Here is a 20,015-nt window from a genome sequence, read left to right on the forward strand (position 1 = left end):
ACTGGCCGGCGCAGGGCGGCATGACAGGGCCGCTGTTCGGGCTTGTGGCAGTCTCACCGGGTCCGGGCCCTGTAGAGGTCCGGAGGTCTCCACGGCGATGAAACGTCTGCCAGGTGCTTCTTCGTCAGGCGTTCGGTGGTCAGCGCCCGGCCGGCCCTCGCGACCACTAAATCCGGATCGGCGGACCAGGCCAGGCGGATCTCTTCCGAATGCGGGTTCTTCTCCACCACGTAGTTCACGAGCCAGCCGTGCACCTTGGGTGCGCGGGCCTCGGCCAAACATGGCGTCCAACTCGTCACGCTCGAACGCCTTCGGGCCGCAGATCAGTAGGGCCAGCAGTTCGCCGCGGAGTCATCCGTCGCCCAGTACGAGAGTTCCTGCGGCGTCTTCAGCCGCTTCGCGAGATGCGCAGGTGCTGGGGAGCCGCGTAGACACCGATCCAGTCCCCCGGATCCAGAACACCGTGCGACTGGCCGTCGACGCTCACCGCGGCCCAGCCGGAGTGGCCCAGGACGCGTAGAGCAACGAGTTCGTGGGGTGCGGCGACCACTGAGCGGTTGAAGTCCATGTGCGGAGCTACAGGGGTGAAGACGATGGTGTCGGCTCCGGGGGAGATGATGCGGCCGCCGGCGGCGAAGCTGTAGGCCGTGGACCCGGTGGGTGTGGCGGCGAGGACGTCATCGGCCGGCACCTCGATCAGGAACCCTAGGGTGCCCAGGTCGACACCCAGGACAAGGGCGTCGTTCTGTGAGGTCAGCCGTGCGCCGCGGAGGAAGGTGCCATCTCCTTTGAGCGTGACGATCAGATCGGGGCTGCTGGCAGCGTCGACATCCTCCCGCGCGTCCCGCCGTTGTTCGTCCTGACTCCACACATCGATGGCGACGCAGCCGACCTACGGGCGTTCGCAGCATCGTCGGACGATGTCGGCAGCTGCCAGGGCACGGGGACGTCCTCCGTGGACGACGATGCCCACCCGTTCCAGGCTCACGTAGCGTCCTTCTCCCTCCGGATGGCCTGTTCGCCCGCCCTGTGGGACACCCGGTCTGTCCAGACGGCCGCGGAATACCCGTCCGACCAGGTGCCACGAGGTCCATCGCCTCGCCATCTTGGCCAGTGCTCGGTTGGGCGGTGCTCGGCTGGGGCACCGGACTGATGCCCTGTCCTCGGCCCGTGTGCCCGCGCGATGAGTTCTCAGCCCTTCTGCCTATCCCAGCCGGTCGGCCCAGTCCTCCGGGACTCGTCCCGCGGGGCCGGGGGTGGGCTGATCGGCCGGGTGGCTCTCGGGGGGAGCGAGGGGCGGGCCTGAGGCGTACATCTCCGAGGTCTCGTAGTTGTAGAACCAGGTTTCGCCCGGTTCGAAGCTGCGGATCAGCGGGTGCCCGGTGGCCCGTGTGTGAGCCGTCGCGTGCTTGGCGGGGGAGTCGTCGCAGCAGCCGATGTGGCCGCACTGTGCGCAGCGTCGCAGGTGGAACCACCAGCCGCCGGCGGCGTCGCACTCGGCGCATCCGGTTCCGCTGGGTGGGACCGTGGGGTCGATTCCGTCGGGAGAACTCATGGGGGCTCCTCCTGTGGGGGATGGGGGTCGGCGGAGGCCAGCGGGAGGCGTACCTGGAAGCGGGTGTCGCCGGGGACGGAGTGGACCCGCAGATCCCCTTGGTGTTTGTTGACGACGATGCGCCATGAGATGTCCAAGCCGAGACCTGTGCCCTCACCCACCGGTTTGGTAGTGAAGAACGGGTCGAAGACGCGGCCGCGGATCTCCGCGGGGATCCCGGGGCCGGTGTCGCAGAACTCGACGAGCAGATGGTCGCCGTCCCGCGCGGTGCGTACGGTCAATGTGCCGTCGGCGCCGGTGCTGTTCATCGCCGAGACGGCGTTGTCGATCAGATTCGTCCATACCTGGTTGAGCTCGCTGGGGTAGGCCGGGATCTTCGGCAGGCTGCGGTCGTAGTCCTTGACGACGGTGATGTGGGGACCGATCTTCGCGGAGACCATCAGCAGGGTGCTGTCCAGCAGTTCATGCACGTCTGCGACCTGGTGGGGTGCTCGGTCGAGTTGCGAGTACTGCTTAGCGGCGGTGACGAGGGCGGAGACGCGGGTGGTCGACTCCTCGATCTCGTTCATCAACAGCTCTGTTTCGACGGTGTAGTTGAGCCACCGCACGGTACCTTCGAGGGTGTCCGTGTCCACGGCTGCGGCGATCTGGTCCAGCCAGTCGGTGTCGAGGCCGGCCTGTACGAAGGTCGGTGCGAGCTGCCATCCGTCCCCGATGCCGTGGTCGTCCAGCCAGTCGGAGATCGTGTCCTCCCGGTCCGAGGCTTCCAGCGGGCTCAGGGTGGTGGCCTTGGCGACGCGTTCGGCCGTGCGCTCCTGGACGTCGATGAGCGTCTCCAGGCTGTCGCGCCGGTAGGGGCGTGCCGCGATGATGCCGAGCTTGTGGCGCATCCCGGCGACACGCTCGCGGAGCGCGGAGGTGGCTCGCACGGCCGCGGCGGCAGGGTTGTTCAGCTCATGGGTCAGCCCTGCGGACAGCGACCCGAGAGCCAGGAGCCGTTCTCGCTGGCCGACGGCCTCCTGGGTGCTCTTGGCGCCGAAGAAGAGACCTTCGAGCAGGTGCACGGCCATGGGAAACCACTCGCGCATGATCGCGGCGAAGGTCTCCGCGGGCAGCACGAAAAAGCGTGCGGGCTCGATGACACGCAGGGAGCTGTTGTACACCTGGCGCAGGCGGTCACCCAGGTAGGCCTGGAAGGCTCCCGCGTACACCCCGCGGCTGGAGCTCCGGGTGATCTCCACGTCGTAGTCCCCGATCCGGCGCGAGAGAACGATGGTCCCTTCGAGCAGCACGTAGAAGCACGTGGCAGCGTCACCCTCCTCGTACACGGGCCCGGGTCCGAACTCCTCCACACGCCCTTCGCGGCAGAGCCGGGCGATCTGGTCGGGGGCCAGCTTCTCGAACAGGAACAGCGAGCCCAGTTCCTCCCGGCTGCACGGCAGCGGCCGGCCGTTCATGACTGCTCCAGATACCGGTGGGCGAGCATGACCGCCATGGCTCCTTCGCCTACTGCGGAAGCGACACGCTTGGCGGACTCGGCGCGGGCGTCCCCGGCCACGAACACGCCCGGGACGTTTGTTTCCAAGTGGTACGGCGGCCGGTCCAACTCCCAGTCGGCAGGCGGGCGCCCGTCCGCGGTCAGATCGGGGCCGGTCAGGATGAACCCACGGGAGTCCCGGAGCACCGTGCCCTCCAGCCAGTCGGTCAGCGGCGCAGCACCGATGAAGACGAACAGCCACTGCGTGTCGACGAGTTCGGTGTGACCGGTCGCGGTGTCGCGCAGGGTGATCTGTTCCAATTGATGCGAGCCGTGGGCGGCGTCGACGACCGTATTGGTGCGCACGGAGATCGTGGGCGTGTCGTCCACCTGCTGGATGAGGTAGTGCGACATCGACGTGGACAACGACGGCTTGCGCACCAGTACGGTGACCGACTTGGCGCTGCGGGCGAGGTATATCGCGGCCTGACCTGCGGAGTTCGCGCCGCCGACGATGTACACGTCGTGGCCTTTGCAGGCGGCCGCTTCGGTCAGGGCCGAGCCGTAGAACACTCCGCAGCCGGTCAGCTCGGTCACGTGGGGTGCATCCAGTTGCCGGTACGACACGCCGGTCGCGAGGATCACGGTGTGCGCGGCGACAGCGGAGCCGTCCGAGAACCGGACGACGCGCGACGCGCCGTTGATCTCCAGGCCGGTGACCTCGCGCGCGGTCAGTATCTCGGCACCGAACTTCGCCGCCTGACGCCGGGCCCGGTCGGTGAGCTGCGCCCCGGACACGCCGTCCGGAAAGCCGAGGTAGTTCTCGATGCGCGAGCTCTGGCCCGCCTGGCCCCCGGTGGCGGAGCGTTCCACGAGGACGGTCCGCAAGCCCTCGGAGGCCCCGTACACCGCCGCACCCAAACCCGCTGGTCCGCCGCCGATGATGACGAGGTCGTAGAAGTCGGTTGCCGGGGTCGTCGCGAGGCCGACCCGGGTGGCGAGCTCCTGGTCCTCGGGCTCGATAAGGGCCGTGCCGTCCGGAGTGATCACAAGCGGGAGCCGCAGGCCCTCCTCGCCTGCGGCGCACAGCAGCCGCTGTCCTTCCGGATCGTCGGACGAGTACCAGCGGTACGGCACCTGGTTGCGGGCCAAGAACTCCCGTACGGCCGACGAACGGGCCGACCAGCGGTGCCCGACGACCTTGGTGATGGCCACCGGCCGGTGGTCGGTGGCCCGCCAGGCCTGCAGTAGATCGTCGAGGACGGGGTACAGCTTCTCCTCGGGCGGCTCCCAGGGCTTGAGGAGGTAGTGGTCCAGGTCGACGACATTGATCGCGTCGATGGCCGCGTTGGTGTCCGCGTACGCGGTCAGCAGCACCCGGCGGGCGTCGGGGTAGATGTCGAGAGCCTGCTCCAGGAACTCGATGCCGTTCATCTCCGGCATCCGGTAGTCGGCCACGATCACCGCTACGGGACCGCCGCGCAGCTTCAGCTCCCGCAGGGCGGCAAGGGCGGACTCGCCGGACTCCGCGCGCACAATGCGGTACGACGCACCGTAGCGTCGCCGCAGATCGCGGGCGACAGCCCGCGACACGCCCGGGTCGTCGTCCACGGTCAGGATCACGGTCCGCACTGGACCGGCGGCCCGATCCATAGGCATCCCGTACCCGAGTCGATGGCCCTTCCGCACCGACTTCACGTGCCTGTCTGGCACGCCAGTGCGCCAGCAATATCCATCCTATGGGTGAATGCCATGCTTTGCTATCCAAGATCAAGAATGCGGCTTCCTGTCGCACTCATTCGGCCCGGTCGTCGACGTCGCACGCCGATGGCAGTACGGCACTTACCATCGCGTCAGCCGTCGGACGCGGCCTCGGTGATCTTGTCCAAGAGGTGAGGTCCGCTGTTGACCACGGTGGCGACGGCGCGAGAGTCCCGTGTCCTGCGGCCGAGGCGGTGAGCAGTGCCCGCATGTGGGCCCCGGTGTCGCGCGCCTGTCCCACGGCTGATGACGCAGGCACTTAAATGTCGGAGCGTGACTACAAAGCCGCGGCGTTTCACGATCTTGTTGGTTCCCGAACATGTGGAGGACAGGGGCGGTGCCTTGGCGGAGGACTCAGCCGTCAGATCGGCGGTCGTCGAGGCGACGGGGGAGACGGGTGCCTCGGGCTACCCCCGCTACGCCGGGCACGGGATCGTGGCCGACATCGACCCCAGTACGCGCACGGTCGAGGCGTTGCTCGTCGACGGTGCAGAGCTGGACTACGGGCTGATCGCCACGGTCACTTCCTGGTCGCCGTGACGGTGACCAACTGCTGGCGGCGACACCGGCGCAGCCGCCAGGCCACGTTTCCCCAGCACACAGGATGGTCCCGCCCCTGGCAGCAACAGGCCTGCCCACCGGCCCGGTTGGCCCGGTTGCCTCGAATACACGTCAGATGGTCTTGATCTGGCCCCCATCGATGACGAATTCGGCACCGGTGATGTTGCCGGCGCGCGGGGAGGCCAGGAAGACAACGAGGTCAGCCACCTCCTGGGGTTCGGTGATGCGTCCGGTGGAGATGCCCATCTGCTGGGGAACGACCTGGTCCAGTGCCTCCTGTGCCGTGCCGCCTGCACTGGCAGCGACGGTGTCGGCGAAGGCGCCGGGGGCAGTCCAGAACGGGGTGCGTACGGGGCCGGGAGCGACGGCGTTGACGCGGACACCACGGGGAGCGAACTCCTCCGACAGCGCTTTGGTGAGGTTGCTCAGGGCGGCTTTGGCCGCTGAATAGTCCACCACCATGGGGAAAGGCAGTCGGGCGTTGACTGAGCTGATGTTGACGATCGCCCCCTCGCCATGCGCCAGCAGGTGCGGCAACGACGCACGGCTGGCGCGCACCGCGCTCAGGAATGTCATATTGAGGGCCTGCATCCATGCTGTGTCCTCGACGTCGAGGAAGCTGGAGCGTGGATTGGTGGCACCTACGTTGTTGACGAGTACGTCGATCCGGCCATGTCGGTCCGCTGCCGCCCGGGCCAGCGTGTCGGCACCGTCGGCGTCGGCGAGATCGACGGCGTGAAAGGCGACGTCGTACCGCTTGCGCAGGGCTGTCAGCTCAGTTGTTTCCGTGCGGCTGCCCACGACCACGCGCGCGCCCTCACGGCCGAGTGCCTCGGTGACGGCCAGGCCGATGCCCTTGCTGCCACCAGTGACAACGGCGACCTTGTCCGTCAGGTTCAGCTTCACCGGGATCTCCTCCTGCGTCACGCTTCCGGGCATTGCCGAATGCATCCGAAACAGCCGCATTGCGTGAGTATCGACCCTCGGTTTGGAGTAGCACCGTCGCCACGCGGCCTGCGCTGGGGTTCTCGCGCGCCATCACCGTTCGTGGGTCCTGGACGTCATTGCATACGACCACCCGAACGCCAGGTCATCGGCCGACGGCCGGCGACTGCTTGATTGGGCAGGAGGCGTTGGAGACAACCGTCCTGGGCTGCATCGGGTCATCAGTGGGTGAGGAGCTGCTGTCCGCTGTCGATGTCGTACGTGCCGCCGATGAGGGCGTCTTTGCACATGAGATGGACGGCCAGCGCGGCGACGTCCGACGATCCGTCGGATGGGAAGCGTGGCGCGCAGAACCCATCGAGGTCATGCAGCAACTCGTCCAGGTCTGCCCGCCCGGCGGCACCGTCCTCGACCCCTTCACCGGCTCCGGCTCTGACTCTGGCTCCACTGCCATCGCCGCACTGAAAGGAGGCCGCAACTTCATCGGCGCCGAACTCTCCGCCCCCTACGCCGGCATCGCCGAACAACGCCTCCGCAGCGCCCTGGGCCAGGACGACTTCGAACTCGCCGGGCCCGACGAATGAGAGCGCCACGCCCCGACCCGGGGGCCAGAACACAGAACCCGTGAGCCGTCCACGGTCCATCGCACCTGCATACACCGCGACGAACCGACATTCCTGCCGCCATGCGTGCCACCGCGACCCAGAAGCCGGCGACGGCGTCAGAGTCGGGCCCCGCCGTGTCGTGAGGAGGGCACGCGGCGGCCCTGCCACCGCCTCCTGTCACGCAGGGGCCTGCAAAGCCACCTGATGGCCATCCGGGCCCCCTGCCAGGACAGCGAGTGGGCCTCTCCCTTGGCCACTGGCTGCAACGATCGGTCCGGTCCGGTTCGGTCAACCCTGGTGCGCTTCCGGTCGCGAGCAGGGCGGCGCTGACGAGGGTGGCGAGCAGGTCGATGTCGGAGAGTGTCTCGAGCCGGACCATGATCCATCCGGACGCTGACGGCAGCTTGAGGGCGCTGGAGCCCCGCAGGGCCGGACCCAGCCGGTCGATCATGTGCCGCGTCATGTGGACGTCGACTTCGCTGCCGCTGTGGAAGTGGACGATCTCCCAGGATCCGGCACACAAGCAGTACTGTGCTCCGCACCCTGCACGCCCGCGCGAAAGTGCGGGCCGGTCGACGAGACGCGCGTTCGCGTGTTCGGCCAAGTCCATGGAGTCAGCCTGCCCGAGTCCGGTGCCCGGTCATAGGGCCTTGGAGACGGGATCTCGCAGCCGGAATCTGGCGGCCGGGGCGGGGATGGCGGGAACGTGCCGTACGGCGTCGTTCTAATGCTCCGGACACCGACAGCAGCAGTCTGAGAGGTGGCCGGTATGCCGTATGACGTACAGCCCAGGGGCCGTCGCGGGACGGACTGCCGACCGCCATGACATCGACGAATCGTGCGGGCACAGGGAGGAGATCACGCCGGTTTCGACTCAACGATGGCATCTGGTCGGCCAGTTGACCATCGCGCCACGTGTGCTGGTCGGCCAAGTTGGCGACGGAACGAATGCCGACTCGACGGACCGTCACAGCAGGAGCAGCAATGAACTCTCGTCTCAGCCCGTACATCAGCTTCTCAGGTGAAGCGAAGCCAACCATGGCGTTCTACAAGGAGCTTCCGGCGGCAAGCTGGCCGTCCGCACCTATGGCAACTTCGGCTCCCAGCTGCCCCCTGGAAACACCGAGAAGCTCATGCACAGCGTGCGGGAGACGACCAGTGGAGTCCCTCTGATGGCCGCCGACAACCCGCCCGGCATGGAACACAGGGGATGGTCCCAGCAGTCGGGCGAAGCCGACTTTGCCGTCGTACTGCTCCCCGCGCCCGCGGGGATGGCCCCGCCCGCGAGGGGGTTGAGGACGCAGGCCGGAACTGCTCCCCGCGCCCGCGGGATCGCCCCATCGTCGGTCGCCTGGTGCCCCGTGACCACCTTCCCGAATGGGGACTTCCCGGCCTCCGAGTAAAGCGAGAATGCGGCAATGGTGCCGAGCTGGTGCACCTGCCGACCGGGGCACGCATGACCGTTACCCGCGACCGCGCCGACCGCCTGGACCATGACGCCACACCGCATACCGGCCTGTGGCGCGATGACCACCCCCTGACGAAGGAGGAGTGCACCGTCCTTGAGAGCCTGCCGGCAATGTCCGCGCCAGCTCAGACTCTGCTGGGCGCGCTCACCACCCGAATGTCCACGAAGGACCCGAGCGGCAGCTGGGACATCGCGATGTGGTTCACCGACCCCCTTGACCGCCCCGGCAACGGCCGAAGTGACGGGCGCCCGGCGCCTGTGGGGCAAAGGCAACCGATGGGAGCTGGCGTGGACCTCCTGGCCGCACTCACAGTGCCCCGCGTGGGCGTACCCGGCGCTACAGCTCAGCGTGTACGTACCGGGTGGGATATCCGCTTCCGAGACGCTCTCCTCGCGCTGCGGCCGTGAACGCCTGCCCCGCTGGACAGTTCAGCGCCCCGTCGAGAGTCATCGGCCAGCTTTAGATCGCCCTCACCGCGTACCAGCCCACAGGTAGCCGAAGGCCCTCGATTCCAGGATGGGGCGGGCCGCCGCTGTGAGCGAGCGGTGTCAGCTCCCCGCCCCTTCACGCCGGCGCACGCACATGAATGATCGAGGCATGAGCGACGAAGGCGCGCCACAAGGAGCAGCATTGCGTTCATCGGTTAATACTATTATTTTCGCGCCCCCCATTTCGCATCTGTTCCACCTTGCGTCATTTTCGCCTGCCAGGTTCGATTAACTAATCGAGTTAGAGCTGAAACGCGAGAGAGGCTCGCAAGGAGGGTGCATCATGTCCATATCTCCGAACCAAGGTCCCACCTCAGGAGGAATCACCGTCACCATCACGGGGGTGAATCTGTCCAGCGCGAGCGCGGTGTATTTTGGACTGAAACCCGCAACCAACGTCACCAATGTGTCCCCCACCCAGGTCACAGCCGTTTCTCCCACAGGTACCGGCCAGGTCGGCGTCCGAGTGACCACCCCCGGGGGAACGAGCCACCCGCGGCCGTTCTACTACCTCCCCCCGGGGCAGATCGAAAGCGTCAGTCCCAACGAGGTGTCCGCCGCCGGCGGCGAGACCGTTACCGTCTTCGGCACGGGATTCTCCGCCGTCACGGCAGTGAACTTCGGAACAGCCACAGCTGTTCCGACGATCATCTCCGACACCGAACTCGTCTTCACCACCCCGGCCCACGATCCCGGCCCTGGCCCGGTCAGCCTGAGCCTGCCCTGGGGCACCATCATCACGTGTGGATGCTGCATCGGCTTTGGCAACCCCCTATGCTGCTTTGGTTGCGGCGTGATCATCGTGGGTAGCGCCACTATCGCCGCCGTTAACCCGGCCACCGGAGCGAGCGCCGGCGGCAACAACGTCACCATCACGGGCACCGATCTGACCTATACCAGTCAGGTCCTCTTCGACACCGCGCCGGCAGACTTCACGGTTATTTCCGATACCGAGGTCACAGCTGTCGCTCCCGCCCACATCGCGGGTACCGTCCCACTCGCCGTCATCACACCCGGCGGAACCGCCACCATCGATTTCACGTACATCAGCGAGCCTGCTATCTGAGAGCGACGAGCAATAAAGGGCGCTCCTTCCGTGGGTCGCTGAACAGGGACGATGGACGGAACACGCCGTATCCCGGGTACGTTTCGACATGCGACTGTGCGAAACGGAAGAACCTGGATACGGCGTGCGATCTACAAGGATATGGACTCGGCTGTTCGGTGTCGAAAAGATCCTGATCGAGATGGTCGAAGTCGAGGAGTCCGATCCGGACGGAGAGGACGCCGACGGCGTGGTGATCGTGGTGCACGCGCGTCCGGCGAAGCGGCGGCGGCAGCGCTGCGGAATTTGCGAGCGCCGGTGCGCCAGGCCGCTGCGCAGAGCGCCCCTCAGCCTTTCTTGCTGACGATCCGGCAGGGAGCCGCCGCTCCAAGACTGTTGTGGGGCCGAAGTGGCTGTGCGGATCCGTGGCCGTCACTGGTTTCGCGGAGCGGCTGTCGCGCGGTAGGCCGGCGTCGTCCGCCTCGATGCGGTCTGCGGTGCAGCCGATACCTCGGTTGCACCGCAGACTGCGCCAGGGGCCTCGGCCTCCGATCCGGCGAACCGGACCGGAGGCCGGGGGCCGGGGGCCGGGTTCGTTAGCGGCTCAGGTACCGGAACCGCTTCACTGCCAGCGGGAAGAACACCGCGATCAGGGCCACCGGCCAGGCCACCGCGAGGAGTTCCGCGTGGGTCGCGGCCCAGGAGTCGCCACCCGCGCCCGGGTTGCCGAACAGACCGCGTACCGCGGTGGCCGTCGCCGACATCGGGTTCCACTCCACGATCGCGCCCAGCCACGACGGCATCGATTCGGGCGAGGCGATGGCGTTGGAGAGGAAGCTGACCGGCCAGACCAGGATCTGCACCGCCTGCACCAGTTCCGGCTTGCCCGCGACCATCGCCAGGTGGATGCCGATCCACAGCATCGCGAACCGCAGCAGCAACAGCAGTCCCACCGCGCCCAGGAAGGAGGTGAATTCCTCGTGCCAGCGCCAGCCGATCGCGTATCCGACGGCGATCATCACGGTCAGTCCGACCGCCGACTGCAGCATGTCGGCGACGCTCCGTCCGACCAGGACCGCGCCGGAGTTCATGGGCATCGAGCGGAACCGGTCGATGACCCCCTTGCCGAGGTCCTGGGTGACCGAGAGCATCGTCGCCTCAAGGCCGAAGGCCATGGTCATGGTGAGCATGCCGGGCACCAGGTAGGCCTTGAAGTCCCCGTCGATGCCCTGTCCGCCGCCGATCAGGTAGCTGAACATCAGCAGCATCATCACCGGGAAGACCAACCCGACGACCACCTGCACGGGCTGGCGCGCCCAGTGGGCCAGCTCGCGCCTGGTCATCGTCCAGGAGTCGACGGCCGCCCAGCTCAGCTTCGAACCCGTGCCGTGCGCCGTGCTCACACCGTGGGTCGCACTCATGCGGCGTCCTCCTTCGTCAGGTGCATGAAGACTTCGTCGAGCGTCGGCCGGCGTACCGCGATGTCCTCCGCCTCGATGCCGGCTGCCTCCAGCGCCCGCACGGTCTCGGTCAGCGCGGCCATCCGGTCGGTGACCGAGGCACTGACCATCCGCCGGTCCTCGTCCACCACCACGTCACCGGGCAGGAGAGAGGCCGCGCGTGCCAGCTGGGCCGTGTCGTGCAGGACCACGTCGATGCGGTCACCGCCGGTCTTGGACTTCAGCGCGTCCGCCGTGCCCTCCGCGATGACCTTTCCGTGGTTGATCACCGCGATCTGGTCGGCCAGCTGGTCGGCCTCCTCCAGGTACTGCGTGGTCAGCAGGACGGTCGTGCCGCCGCCCACCAGTGAGCGCACCGCGTTCCACACCTCCGTGCGGCCGCGGGGGTCGAGCCCGGTCGTGGGCTCGTCCAGGAAGAGCACCTGAGGTCGGGAAATGAGAGACGCCGCCAGGTCGAGCCGCCGCCGCATACCGCCGCTGTACTGCTTGATGGCCTTGTTGCCGGTGTCCGCGAGCCCGAACCGGGCCAGGAGCTCGTCGGCCCGCGTGCCGGCGCGGCGCGCGCCGAGATGGTAGAGGCGGCCGAACATCTCCAGGTTCTGGCGGCCACTGAGCTCTTCGTCGACGGCGGCGTTTTGGCCGAGCAGCCCGATCCGTGAGCGCACCTCGTCGGCCCGGGTCCTCACGTCGATGCCCGCCACCTCGACACGTCCCTCCTCAGGACGCAGCAGCGTGGACATGATGCGTACGGCCGTGGTCTTGCCGGCGCCGTTCGGGCCGAGAATCCCCTGGACGGTCCCGGCTCGGACCGTGAGATCGAGGCCGTCGAGGGCCTGCTTGTCCCCGTACCTCTTCCGCAGACCTTCGACGACGATCGCCAGATCGTAGTCAGACAAAACACCCTCCCTCAGTCAGTGGTCAAACTTGACTAGAGATTGCAAGGTACGGCGCCTTGGATCGACTAGTCAAACTTGATTACATTGCGAGGTGCCTGCTAGTCAAACTTGTATAGTTCCATAGTGAAAATTACCTAGAGAGGAGATGTGCATGTCAGCGATCCGGCTGCTGATCCTCGGCGCGGTCCGTCAACACGGACGGGCGCACGGCTACCAGGTACGCAACGACCTGGAGTTCTGGGGGGCCCACGAGTGGTCCAACGCCAAGCCGGGCTCGATCTACCACGCGCTCAAGCAGATGGACAAGCAAGGACTCCTCGTCGCCCACGAGGTCGCACCGAGCACCGTCGGCGGCCCGCCTCGCGTCGAGTACGAGATCAACGACAAGGGAACCGAGGAGTACTTCACGCTGCTGCGCGAGGCCCTGAGCTCGCACGAGCAGAAGACCGACGTGCTCTCGGCCGGCATCGGCTTCATCGTCGACCTGCCGCGGGGCGAGGCCGTTGCACTCCTCAAGAAGAGGATCGCGGGGCTCGAGCAGTGGCGGTCCGCGGTCACCGAGTACTACACGCCGGAGGACGGGCCCGAGCCGCTCGGGCACATCGGCGAGATCATGAACCTGTGGGTGCACTCGGCCGACGGCGGCGCGGAATGGACGCGCGCTCTGATCGAGCGGATCGAAGGCGGCGCGTACACGTTCGCGGGGGAGGGCGAACCCTTCGTGGGCGTGCTCGCGGAAGATGAGCCGAACCCGTTCGCGACGGGACCGCACCCTGAGGACAACCGCTAGCGACGCACCCTGGCGGCGGCACGGGCGTCGGTGTTGCCGCTCAGAGGTCGTTTTCTCCCAGTGTTTTATCCCGGAATCGATGTTTGATCCTGTGGCGTCGGGTCGCGCCAGGAGATGGTGGCCTCGCCGGTAAGGCGGCGGGCCATCAGGTCGGTCATGGCGAGGTGGATCATGGCTTCGGAGCGAGTGGGGAGGGTTTCGTAGTCGCGGGCCAGGCGGCGGTGGAACATCAGTCAGCCGTAGGTCCGCTCTACCGCCCATCGCTTCGGTATCGGGGTGAATCCCCTGGTCCCGGGGGTGCGTGCAGAGATTTCCATGTCGATGCCGAGGGTGGCGGCGTGTTCGACGAGGTGCTGGCGGTAGCCGCCGTCGACCCAGACCTTGCGGATGCCGGGGTGGTCGGCGGCGACCTGGTCGAGCAGCTGGGTGCCGGCCACGGAGTCCTGCACGCTGGCCGCAGTGACCAGCACAGCCAGCAGCAGGCCGATCGTGTCGATCACGATGCTCCGCTTCCTGCCCACAATCTTCTTCCCGGCATCGATGCCCTGGCTGGAGACGGGAACACTGGTGGAGGTCTTGACGCTCTGGGCGTCGATCACGCAGGCCGACGGCTCCGCATCACGTCCTTCCCTCCGCCGCACGAGCTCCCTGAGCAGGCCGATGAGCTGGGCGAACACACCTTCCTTCGCCCACTTCGCGAAGTATCCATAGACCGTTTCCCAGGGCGGGAAGTCGTGCGGCAGGTAGCGCCACTGGACGCCGGTGCGGTCCACGTACAAGATCGCGTCCATGATCTCGCGCAGGTCGTGTTCGGGCGGGCGCCCGAAGTCCAGGGCCCTGCCGCGGCGCTCGAAGCGCCAGGCGGACAGCACCGGTTCGGTCAACTCCCAGCGGGCATCGGACAGATCACTCGGATACGGACGTCGCGTAGGCATGCTACTGACGTACCGCCCCGGACCGAGTGCGCCCAGGCGCACGACACCGGCGACGGAAGCACAGTCACGAAGGTCGGGCGTCCTGGGATGAGACAGGCACAAACCACATCCCGCCCCAGCGGTCACCCCTCCCGGCCAACCAGCCTCAACCACACTGAGAGCATCACCCCCACCACAACCCCGCACCCCGAGAATCCGCAGATACAAGGGTATCCAAGATGAAAACGACCTCTCAGCACAGAATGTGCCGCCCGTAGCGCACCAGCTGCCGCCTCGGCCCAGTCGGGGACAATCAGGCAGTGGACGGTCCTCGTGGCAATGGCGGCTTTCCAGCTACCCCTGGGACTCAACCGGGGCCAGGCGCGTCAGATCCAAAGAGCCATCAGTGAAGTCGTACCGGACGCCGCCGAAGATAGTGTCCGGTCGCCGGCCCGCTGAGCCACCGCAGAGGTAAGCGATCACGGCGCTGCCAAGCCACTCCCTGCGCATGTGATGCTCCTGGACCTCGGCGTGCGCCAGTTTCCGCGCCCAAGCTGGCAGTTTCCCCTTTGGGGTGACTAGATCACTGAAGAGGGTGTCCAGAGCCGCATATTGCTGATCAAGCACGTCGCGGTGATATCGGGCCAGGCGCTCGACGGCCGGTGCTCCACCCTCTCCGGCAGCCTCGCGAAGGTCGGACTCCTGTACGCACCCTTCACGCAGCTCGTGTTTGCGGTCGACGTAGTCGGCCACCTGGCGACGGTAGTTCACCGGCACATCCTTGTAGGGAAAGTCGTGCCAGCCAGCGTGGAAGAGGTCGGCGTGCCATGAGGCGTCGTCCGGTCCCGGCCTCAGGCGGGTCTCGGCACTCCCCATCGTGACCGAATGAAGATCGTTACCCACCTCGCAGTAGCCCCCGCTTGGTGCGAAGTGCTCCAGGACGCATTCCTTCAGCTCGTCCAGGTCGCCGGACCAGCACCGAACCAGTTCAGCTGAAGCGCTCACTACGGGACGCTGGTGCACAACCAGACTCAGGTGGGAAATGTCGATGACGGATGCGGGCATGCCGGCCCCTCGGAGAGCGGTGGGACGCCAGGTGGGCGCTGCTATGCGCAGTGTCTCGGGCTTACGCGCAGAACGTGGCTCCGCAGACCGCGACACGCATTCCGCGTCGTCCGGGCGGGTGTCTGACTCAGCCGGTGGGCCGGGGGTTGCGGTCGGGTAGCTTCTGCTGGCGGGTTAACCAACTCAGGCGCTCAGCTCCGGCCCGACGGCTGCGGAGCCAGCAGACGGTCGCGAGAGCCGGTGACCGGGAACCGCAACCCGTTCACTGAGTTCCGTCGCCTGTCCCACAGCCGGTGGTTGGATGCCGGCATCGGGCAAAGGGCAGCGGTCGTTGGACAGTTGCCGGTACAGCCGGCGCAGAGTGGACCTGCCCAACCGCCGCATCTCCATCGCCGGACACGCTCAACGACTCGGCGAACTCCCCCACCAGACCCTGCTGGCCTGGCTCGACCAACGCCGCATCATCTGGCCGAAGACCCCCAACCGGCACGTCCTGATCAACGCGAAGACCGCCCTGGGGACCGGGCCCGTCAGTGCCGAATACCTCAAGTGGCACCTGCTGCACCAGGGCGTCTACCTCGAACACATCCGCAGCGACCGGGTACTGCACGAAGCCCTGACCATCGGCGCCGATCCGCTGCATCTCGCCCTGGTCTTCAACCTGTCCCACACCACCGCGAGCCGCTACGCGACCAGCCCAATCCAGCTCCACGCCCCATGGAGCGCCGGAACCCGCCGCCACCCCGTCCGCGGATGCCTGCACGCCGAACTGCCTGCCCCAGACCGAAAGCAGGGGCGCTGAAACACCGGCACGATCGCGCAGCCAGGACGCGGGCAGCGTGGTGGACGCTTGGGCCTCAGCCAGCACAGACCTGGCCTGACGACCGATCAGAACTGGGAAGGCCGAGCGAGTAGTCAGAACGGCGAAAATCAAGGAGGTCCTCGTCAGCGAGGCTGACGAGGACCGTCAGCCAGGTTCGAGGGCTAGTTGCCGATCTCGGCATATCCCCAGGAGAGCGAGGAGTTCACCTGGGTGCAGTATGCCCAGGACCAGTTGCCGCTGCCCACCCTCTTCCACTGCTGGCCACGGACTTCCTGGCCGTTCTTGCACACCGCGACAGCCCGGAAGTAGCGGCCTTCCGCGGAGCTGCAGTAGGTGCCGAAGGTGTTGGAGTCCTGCGACTTCCGACAGCTGGCCGCTGCCGAAGCCGAGGACGGGTCTGCCACCGCTGAGCTGCCGCTCATCACGACCGTGCCAGCAGTCAGCGCCAGTCCAGCCGCTGCGACAGAGACTGTCCGAAGAAGTTTCACGATGAGATCTCCCAAGCGTAGTCGGTCGGTTCTCGAGCAGGCCAGGCCCCTGTCCCGCAAGCGAGAACCAGGGGTATCCGGGCCGTAAGCTCCGGCTCTCGTGCCAGTTCCACGGTGCCGGTACCGCTTTGCATAAACCTTGCGGAAACCTTGAAACAGCAGGTCAACACACCTCTCCCACAGAGAGACCGATCGCCACGGCAACCTGGGTCGGGAACTGCTGAAGTTCTCCACGCCGCGTGATCCTGCGGAGGTGGCACAGTTCGTCGCGCTGCGGGTGCTACACCCGGAGACCGACTTCTGGCGCAGCGGGCTCGCGGCCGCCGCCCGGTACGTCAAGGAGGTGGCCGAGAGTGGTGAACTGCGGGTGCCGTACGACTACGTGACCCCGGTGGGCCATTCCGTGGAAGGCAGGGCCGTGATCGTCGAGGTGGTAGAAGCGGGGGCCAGGGCGATCTCAGGTGCCCGAACGCGACCCGGGCCTGGAATGATTGGTTCATGCGCGCGGCCAGGCTTCTCTTCCTCGTCCTCCTGCTGCAGAACCGGGGCAGGCTGACCGCCGTGCTCTTCGAGATGCACGACGAGTGGATCGCCTTCCCCCGTCGCTACCTGTCCGAAGGCAGCATGGACGAGCTTTACCCCGAACTCCCCGAAAGCGCCCCGGCGCTACCCAATGCCACGAACAAGCCCACCAGTTGATCCCTTACACCATCACGAGGGACACGACCGGGACCAGACCCGCGACAGTGGCCGTGACACGCCGGCCTCGGAGAAGTTCGACAAGGTCAAACCCGCCAAGCTCGGCGGTCAGCAAGGCAAACGCGGCCTGATCGAGGTCACGCTCACCGGCCCGCAACTGGTGGAGTACCTGCGCAAACTCGACCACGACGCCCACGGCGGCACCGACTGGCACAACAGTCCCGACGAGAACGAGCCGCTGGCGCGGCGTATGTACGACGCCATTGCCCCCGTGGTCGACCACATCCAGCAGGGCAGGCCCCCGCAGACCGTCCCCAGGCGGTCGTCGATGACGCGGTCGCCCCGGCCCCCTCCGCCACTTCCGCCGGCAAGACCTGACCCTCCGCCCGCCTGCGGGGGCGGCATCCGCCCCCAGCCGGGCCACACTGGCCAAGGATCTCGATGGGCGGCCCGTCCCACGGCGGGTTCGAGCTCTGCCTGAACAACCAGCTCGACCTGGCCCTCGGGCGTAACGATCAGCCCTTGCCGCCTGGACGCAGCGGGTAGCTTGAGGTCCGTAGCCGAGGAGGTTCAGCATGGGCGAGATCGCGACGGCGACGTGGAAAACCGTGATCGACGGGAAGCTCGTCGAGGTCCAGGCGACGATAGAGGGCATCCGCGCCACTCTCCCTAAGGAGGACCGTGACGCCTTTGATGCCGAGGTCCGGCAGACGCCGGCCCAGGACCTCCACCGCGTCCTTGCCCGCTGGGCCCTGCCGACGGCGGCCGAGGATGAGGACGAGGCGATCGTGGCCCGGCTGAAGGCCGGCGACTTCACCGGCTGCATCCCGCAGGACGGCGACGAGCACCACACGGGGGTGGCGTGAGCCGCTACCGGATCCAGTACGCCGACCCGGCCGAGGCCGCACGGAAAGCGATGATGCCGGAAGCCCACGCGGCGTCCGAGCGGGCCCTGGCCAAGACGCTGGGCATCGACCCGTACGGCCACGGCTCCACCGCGGTCAAGCGCGGCGACCGCGACTACCGCGAAGTCACCGTCGCCGGTGCCTTCGTCGTCTACTACGTCAGCTCTTCGATCCTGGTCGTCACCACGGTCCGGATCGTCCACTGAGCCGATGGCCTGGACACTCCGGTCGTCGGTGAAGTGAGCGGGAGCCTGTCCTCCAATCCAGTATGATCATGGTGCAGCTTCGGCCCACGGGCGGGAGTCGCGCGTCTGTGGTCCAAGGAAAGACGTCCACCAACCGGTGGGAGATGCAGGTGCAAGGCCTGCCGGGCGCTCCACAAAAGGTCCCCTCCCCGTACGGGGAAGGGACCTTTTCCGTGAGAGATCAGGACGGCGATGTCCTGTCGCGCGGCGATGCGTGAGACCGGGTATTCGTTGGGAAGTTGCATTCCCGGACTGCCGCCGTTGACCAGGTTCGGCTTCAGATGCACGCGGCACCCCGCTTAGCGGGCCTGCTCGACCAAGCGCACCACCCACTCGAAGGGCGGCTGGCCAGCGGGGCAGGTAGCCGTCATGCGTCAGCCGAACTGGTCCCGATCTCAGGTGATCTGGCCCCGTGCGGTTCGACTGAGGTTGTCGCTCAGCGTGGAGTCGCGAGTCATGCGCACATTTGGCAGTTTTCCTCGCCAGATCTCTCGCTCACCTGTGGTCTTGAATCCGTAGCGCTCGTAGAAGTGGACCGCTCGCTCGTTGTATTCGGTGACCCACAGGCGCATAGGTGAGCTTCCCGCCCAGGTGAGGAACTCGCTCATCATCCAGCCTCCGACACCTTGGCCCTGGGCTTCGTTCAGCAGATACATCGGCCCGAGAGTGACCACCTCGTCCCGGCGACCACAGAGGAAGCCGACGATCTCCGTCTCGGAGCGGACAACACGGCAAAACAGCAGGCCCGGTCGCTGCTTTGCCGCCTCGATGAACTCCCGCCACTGGGCGATGCCTTCCGCGGTGGCGGAGGCGCCGCGGTGCTCACGGATCCAGGTCTCATCGATCCCCGCCGCCTCGTTGGGATATGTCTGCAGCCAGATCCTCAACTGCAGAGGCCCCAGAAACGCGGCGTCGTCGGCGTGGGGGACTTCGATCACGTAGGTCATGGCAGCCATCCTCGCCAATGCTCCCCGAACGCTTCGCACGCTTCTTGGACAGTGGTGGCAGAGGTCAGCCAAGGGTTCGCGGCTACCTGCCCGATCTGGTCCAGAACTGACGCGGCGCGAACCCCTCGCGCCGCAGCCAGTGCTCGGTATAAACGATCCGCTCGGCCTCGATCACGATGAGCGGCCCCAACGGGGGTTCGTCGAGGGAACGCGACCGCTCGACATGGTCGGACTGCCAGCGGAAAGCCGGCCAATAGTGCTCGAAGTCGGGGTCGTCTTCGGACAGCACGCGGGCCTGTCCGAAGAGCTGAGCGCCTCGGCTGCTTGCCTGACCGACCAGCGGAGCGAAGATTCCCACTGACACCCGGGGGTCCGCGGCGAGGTTTCTCATCTTCGGCGAACCAGCGGCTGCGGAGAACATCACCGCGAAGCCGAGGTGGTAGTACCGGACAGGAGTCGCGAGCGGCCCCTCCGGTCCGGCCGTCGCGATCACGCACATGTTCTGCGACGACAGCAGGTTGAGTATTCGCTCTTCCAGGCGTTCGGGTTCGAGCCGCTTCTTCGGGGACGGGCCAGCCAGCCACGGGTTGGTCACAGGCATGATCAAGTGTCCCATGCCCCTCCCGGGCTCTCCGGAGTTCGGACAGCCACAGTCGTCGGCAGCGCCGTCATAAGGCGTCGACAACTCCTCAGCCGTTGATCACCAACTGCCGTCGCAAGTCATCGACAAACGCTGTCGCTTGAAGCGAACGAAGCCACAGTGGACCCGTCACGCGGTGTCGTGTGGCCCGGACCATCCCGCGCGAGCGGAGGTGAGCCGGCCAAGGGCGCCCGTGCCGGTCGCCTGGAGCTGTGCTCTCCGCGCGAGCGGAGGTGA

19 protein-coding genes and 4 pseudogenes are annotated in these 20,015 nt (G+C 66.9%); 8 read left to right on the top strand and 15 right to left on the bottom strand.

Annotated features, from left to right (window positions below):
* Window positions 1-116: 116 nt before the first annotated feature.
* The 5 genes and pseudogenes from KI385_RS43485 to KI385_RS43505 form a co-directional block, all read right to left on the bottom strand.
* Window positions 117-404, bottom strand: a pseudogene (locus KI385_RS43485) (DNA alkylation repair protein); the annotation flags it as partial.
* Window positions 392-988, bottom strand: a pseudogene (locus KI385_RS43490) (NAD(+)/NADH kinase); the annotation flags it as partial. The pseudogenes KI385_RS43485 and KI385_RS43490, both read right to left, overlap by 13 nt.
* Before the next feature lie 216 nt (window positions 989-1,204).
* Entirely contained in the window at window positions 1,205-1,555 is a 351-nt protein-coding gene (locus KI385_RS43495; RefSeq protein WP_238577477.1) for a UBP-type zinc finger domain-containing protein, read from the bottom strand.
* Window positions 1,552-3,012: an ATP-binding protein gene (locus KI385_RS43500; protein ID WP_238577478.1), complete on the bottom strand. Its 1,461-nt coding sequence runs from the start codon at window positions 3,010-3,012 to the stop codon at window positions 1,552-1,554. Before KI385_RS43500 ends, KI385_RS43495 begins: the two co-directional genes overlap by 4 nt.
* Window positions 3,009-4,685 carry an NAD(P)/FAD-dependent oxidoreductase gene (locus KI385_RS43505; RefSeq protein ID WP_238577479.1) on the bottom strand — a complete coding sequence of 559 codons (1,677 nt, stop codon included), beginning with the start codon at window positions 4,683-4,685 and terminating at the stop codon, window positions 3,009-3,011. Before KI385_RS43505 ends, KI385_RS43500 begins: the two co-directional genes overlap by 4 nt.
* A gap of 381 nt (window positions 4,686-5,066) precedes the next feature.
* On the opposite strand from KI385_RS43505, the gene KI385_RS43510 reads away from it, so the two are divergent.
* On the top strand, window positions 5,067-5,333 hold the full coding sequence (locus KI385_RS43510; RefSeq protein ID WP_238577480.1) for a hypothetical protein: 267 nt from the start codon (window positions 5,067-5,069) through the stop codon (window positions 5,331-5,333).
* 132 nt (window positions 5,334-5,465) lie between these two features.
* On the opposite strand, the gene KI385_RS43515 is transcribed toward KI385_RS43510, so the two are convergent.
* Window positions 5,466-6,260 carry an oxidoreductase gene (locus KI385_RS43515; RefSeq protein WP_238578080.1) on the bottom strand — a complete coding sequence of 265 codons (795 nt, stop codon included), beginning with the start codon at window positions 6,258-6,260 and terminating at the stop codon, window positions 5,466-5,468.
* 389 nt (window positions 6,261-6,649) lie between these two features.
* On the opposite strand from KI385_RS43515, the pseudogene KI385_RS43525 reads away from it, so the two are divergent.
* Window positions 6,650-6,883 (top strand): annotated as a pseudogene (locus tag KI385_RS43525) (DNA methyltransferase); the annotation flags it as partial.
* Here KI385_RS43525 and KI385_RS43530 read toward each other — a convergent pair.
* Complete coding sequence (locus tag KI385_RS43530) at window positions 6,780-7,514, bottom strand: luciferase domain-containing protein (RefSeq protein WP_238577481.1); 735 nt, start codon at window positions 7,512-7,514, stop codon at window positions 6,780-6,782. The pseudogene KI385_RS43525 and the gene KI385_RS43530 sit on opposite strands and share 104 nt — an antisense overlap.
* A gap of 1,630 nt (window positions 7,515-9,144) precedes the next feature.
* Between KI385_RS43530 and KI385_RS43535 the strand changes: the two genes are divergently transcribed.
* Entirely contained in the window at window positions 9,145-9,927 is a 783-nt protein-coding gene (locus KI385_RS43535) for an IPT/TIG domain-containing protein (protein WP_238577482.1), read from the top strand.
* Between the two features lie 575 nt (window positions 9,928-10,502).
* Here the strand turns inward: KI385_RS43535 and KI385_RS43540 are convergent.
* On the bottom strand, window positions 10,503-11,327 hold the full coding sequence (locus KI385_RS43540; protein ID WP_238577483.1) for an ABC transporter permease: 825 nt from the start codon (window positions 11,325-11,327) through the stop codon (window positions 10,503-10,505).
* Window positions 11,324-12,262 (bottom strand): ATP-binding cassette domain-containing protein, encoded by a 939-nt coding sequence (locus KI385_RS43545; RefSeq protein WP_238577484.1) that lies wholly within the window; start codon window positions 12,260-12,262, stop codon window positions 11,324-11,326. The genes KI385_RS43540 and KI385_RS43545 overlap by 4 nt, the downstream gene beginning before the upstream one ends.
* Before the next feature lie 151 nt (window positions 12,263-12,413).
* Here KI385_RS43545 and KI385_RS43550 point away from each other — a divergent pair, with 151 nt between their 5' ends.
* A complete protein-coding gene (locus tag KI385_RS43550) occupies window positions 12,414-13,052 on the top strand; it encodes a PadR family transcriptional regulator (protein WP_238577485.1) in 639 nt (212 codons plus the stop codon).
* 65 nt (window positions 13,053-13,117) lie between these two features.
* Here the strand turns inward: KI385_RS43550 and KI385_RS43555 are convergent.
* Together KI385_RS43555 and KI385_RS43560 are read right to left on the bottom strand one after the other, a co-directional pair.
* Window positions 13,118-13,987 (bottom strand): annotated as a pseudogene (locus KI385_RS43555) (IS5 family transposase).
* Window positions 13,988-14,320: 333 nt separating this feature from the next.
* On the bottom strand, window positions 14,321-15,031 hold the full coding sequence (locus KI385_RS43560) for a hypothetical protein (RefSeq protein WP_238577486.1): 711 nt from the start codon (window positions 15,029-15,031) through the stop codon (window positions 14,321-14,323).
* A gap of 361 nt (window positions 15,032-15,392) precedes the next feature.
* Between KI385_RS43560 and KI385_RS43565 the strand changes: the two genes are divergently transcribed.
* Window positions 15,393-15,833, top strand: a complete 441-nt coding sequence (locus KI385_RS43565; protein WP_238577487.1) for a hypothetical protein — start codon at window positions 15,393-15,395, stop codon at window positions 15,831-15,833.
* Between the two features lie 182 nt (window positions 15,834-16,015).
* On the opposite strand, the gene KI385_RS43570 is transcribed toward KI385_RS43565, so the two are convergent.
* Window positions 16,016-16,276 (bottom strand): hypothetical protein, encoded by a 261-nt coding sequence (locus tag KI385_RS43570; RefSeq protein ID WP_238577488.1) that lies wholly within the window; start codon window positions 16,274-16,276, stop codon window positions 16,016-16,018.
* 564 nt (window positions 16,277-16,840) lie between these two features.
* Between KI385_RS43570 and KI385_RS43575 the strand changes: the two genes are divergently transcribed.
* Entirely contained in the window at window positions 16,841-17,041 is a 201-nt protein-coding gene (locus tag KI385_RS43575; RefSeq protein ID WP_238578115.1) for a hypothetical protein, read from the top strand.
* Window positions 17,042-17,045: 4 nt separating this feature from the next.
* Here KI385_RS43575 and KI385_RS43580 read toward each other — a convergent pair whose 3' ends face one another.
* On the bottom strand, window positions 17,046-17,324 hold the full coding sequence (locus KI385_RS43580; protein WP_238577489.1) for a hypothetical protein: 279 nt from the start codon (window positions 17,322-17,324) through the stop codon (window positions 17,046-17,048).
* 292 nt (window positions 17,325-17,616) lie between these two features.
* On the opposite strand from KI385_RS43580, the gene KI385_RS43585 reads away from it, so the two are divergent.
* Both KI385_RS43585 and KI385_RS43590 read left to right on the top strand, forming a co-directional pair.
* On the top strand, window positions 17,617-17,907 hold the full coding sequence (locus tag KI385_RS43585; RefSeq protein ID WP_238577490.1) for a hypothetical protein: 291 nt from the start codon (window positions 17,617-17,619) through the stop codon (window positions 17,905-17,907).
* Window positions 17,904-18,152, top strand: a complete 249-nt coding sequence (locus tag KI385_RS43590; protein ID WP_425357052.1) for a hypothetical protein — start codon at window positions 17,904-17,906, stop codon at window positions 18,150-18,152. Before KI385_RS43585 ends, KI385_RS43590 begins: the two co-directional genes overlap by 4 nt.
* 434 nt (window positions 18,153-18,586) lie before the next feature.
* Here KI385_RS43590 and KI385_RS43595 read toward each other — a convergent pair whose 3' ends face one another.
* Together KI385_RS43595 and KI385_RS43600 are read right to left on the bottom strand one after the other, a co-directional pair.
* On the bottom strand, window positions 18,587-19,138 hold the full coding sequence (locus tag KI385_RS43595; protein WP_238577491.1) for a GNAT family N-acetyltransferase: 552 nt from the start codon (window positions 19,136-19,138) through the stop codon (window positions 18,587-18,589).
* Between the two features lie 82 nt (window positions 19,139-19,220).
* A complete protein-coding gene (locus KI385_RS43600; RefSeq protein ID WP_238577492.1) occupies window positions 19,221-19,739 on the bottom strand; it encodes a pyridoxamine 5'-phosphate oxidase family protein in 519 nt (172 codons plus the stop codon).
* Window positions 19,740-20,015: the final 276 nt, after the last annotated feature.

This window comes from Streptomyces inhibens (genome assembly GCF_022221585.1).
GTDB lineage: Bacteria > Actinomycetota > Actinomycetes > Streptomycetales > Streptomycetaceae > Streptomyces > Streptomyces inhibens.

Excerpts from the sequence above, each read along its gene's own strand:
- KI385_RS43600 (WP_238577492.1), bottom strand. The coding sequence starts at position 19,739 with ATGCCTGTGACCAACCCGTGGCTGGCTGGCCCGTCCCCGAAGAAGCGG.
- KI385_RS43570 (WP_238577488.1), bottom strand. The coding sequence starts at position 16,276 with ATGAGCGGCAGCTCAGCGGTGGCAGACCCGTCCTCGGCTTCGGCAGCG.
- KI385_RS43495 (WP_238577477.1), bottom strand. The coding sequence starts at position 1,555 with ATGAGTTCTCCCGACGGAATCGACCCCACGGTCCCACCCAGCGGAACC.
- KI385_RS43505 (WP_238577479.1), bottom strand. The coding sequence starts at position 4,685 with ATGGATCGGGCCGCCGGTCCAGTGCGGACCGTGATCCTGACCGTGGAC.
- KI385_RS43550 (WP_238577485.1), top strand. The coding sequence starts at position 12,414 with ATGTCAGCGATCCGGCTGCTGATCCTCGGCGCGGTCCGTCAACACGGA.
- KI385_RS43560 (WP_238577486.1), bottom strand. The coding sequence starts at position 15,031 with ATGCCCGCATCCGTCATCGACATTTCCCACCTGAGTCTGGTTGTGCAC.
- KI385_RS43540 (WP_238577483.1), bottom strand. The coding sequence starts at position 11,327 with ATGAGTGCGACCCACGGTGTGAGCACGGCGCACGGCACGGGTTCGAAG.
- KI385_RS43535 (WP_238577482.1), top strand. The coding sequence starts at position 9,145 with ATGTCCATATCTCCGAACCAAGGTCCCACCTCAGGAGGAATCACCGTC.
- KI385_RS43595 (WP_238577491.1), bottom strand. The coding sequence starts at position 19,138 with ATGACCTACGTGATCGAAGTCCCCCACGCCGACGACGCCGCGTTTCTG.
- KI385_RS43500 (WP_238577478.1), bottom strand. The coding sequence starts at position 3,012 with ATGAACGGCCGGCCGCTGCCGTGCAGCCGGGAGGAACTGGGCTCGCTG.
- KI385_RS43575 (WP_238578115.1), top strand. The coding sequence starts at position 16,841 with ATGCGCGCGGCCAGGCTTCTCTTCCTCGTCCTCCTGCTGCAGAACCGG.
- KI385_RS43585 (WP_238577490.1), top strand. The coding sequence starts at position 17,617 with ATGGGCGAGATCGCGACGGCGACGTGGAAAACCGTGATCGACGGGAAG.
- KI385_RS43530 (WP_238577481.1), bottom strand. The coding sequence starts at position 7,514 with ATGGACTTGGCCGAACACGCGAACGCGCGTCTCGTCGACCGGCCCGCA.